This window comes from Methanoculleus sp. MH98A, from assembly GCF_000691865.1.
Classification (GTDB): Archaea; Halobacteriota; Methanomicrobia; order Methanomicrobiales; family Methanoculleaceae; genus Methanoculleus.
In genome coordinates this window covers 1-1378 of the sequence record NZ_JMIO01000178.1, presented here as the reverse complement: position 1 = coordinate 1378, position 1378 = coordinate 1, and the positions used below count along the sequence as shown (strand labels likewise).

General features: G+C 51.1%; 1 protein-coding gene and 1 pseudogene. Both read right to left on the bottom strand.

Going from position 1 to position 1378, the window contains the following annotated elements; all coding sequences use genetic code 11:
• Window positions 1-649, bottom strand: a pseudogene (locus tag EI28_RS12440) (hypothetical protein); the annotation flags it as partial.
• A gap of 8 nt (window positions 650-657) precedes the next feature.
• The coding region (locus EI28_RS12435) for a glycosyltransferase family 4 protein (protein ID WP_048115306.1) at window positions 658-1378 on the bottom strand (721 nt) is incomplete at its 5' end.

Sequence of the window (1378 nt, the reverse complement as noted above, 5' to 3'; positions counted from 1 at the left end):
ATGTGTGAAGCAATAGCGAGATGGAAACAGATAAAATCGCCAGAGGGTACAGCACTTCCGGGATCACCCGGTTTAATCCAACCAGTACGGGTATAACCGCGATGAACGCGATCACCAGCATGAGAATTCCGTTGCTGTGATATTGGTTTACAAAATAAGTCCCGATAATTGTCAGTAACGGCACCAGATACAGGAGAAGTGCAGGTCTTGAGAGAAACGCCCCCGTATCGATATAGCCCGGTTCGGGGGACTTTTGATCCCTGGCGAGGCTGAGCAAGAGCAGAATCGATGTCGTGATGTTGACGGTCAGCAGGGTTGAACCGGGTGAGAGCGGCCGGGAGATCCCAACCAGGGGATAAAGCACACTCATGAGCAATCCGGTGAACATGAGGATTGCTATACTCAATCCAACTGCGTAGAGAAGCGTCTCAAGGGTGCTTAGACGGTGTATCCTCATGATTCTGAGGACGATTATACCCGGAATGAATGAGAAAAAGGCAAATCCCAGGATCGCCTGCAGAAACAGGGCAGACGAGTTCGTAGTCCCCAGGAGTTGTATAAACAGCAGCCCCAGCTGGAGCCCCAGAACCACAATGAAATAACTCGGGATCCTCCAGTCGTTTAGCGTAACGGGGTTTCGGATCTGCATGGCACCATCTATACGACGCCGGTATGACGGGCACCTGACTCCAAAACCAGCGTCCGATACAGGTCTTCCAGTTTCCCTCCGATTATTCGCCAGTCATATTTCGCTTCGGCCAGTGCTCGAGCGTTATCCCCAATTCTCTTCCGTTCGTCTTTATTTTCTATCAGATACCTGATCCCCGCTATGAACTCTTCGTCGATGTCGTCGACGATGATCGCATGCTCGTAATTTTCAGCATCGATCCCTTCGATTCCTTTCTTCGTGGTCACGATCGGGAGGCCGGCGCTCATATAATCAAATATCTTCAGTCTCGTTCCCCCTCCGCTTTTCAGAGGTACAATAGCGATATCCGCACCGGAAATACTCTGGATATCGGTAATGAATCCAAGCGATCTGACGTTTGCTTCTTCAAACTCCGGAACCTGCGTTCCACCGATGACAAAGGATACGTCCGGGTCAGTATCGGCAAAATGAGGGGCAATATACGATTGAATAAGATCGAACCCTTCCCGGTTCGGCGGATGCCCGTAGAGGCCGTGGAAGAATACGGCAACATCCGTGGGGTGCAGCCCCATCTCTTCACGAATCTTATCTCTTGCCCCATCAGACATCCTCGAACGGATGTTGCACCCCGAAGGAACGACACTGATCATCCCCTCTTTGAGATGATACCTCCTCCTGAACGTATCTGCATCATTGTCGCTCACGGCGGTGATGTGGTCGAAGAGGTAC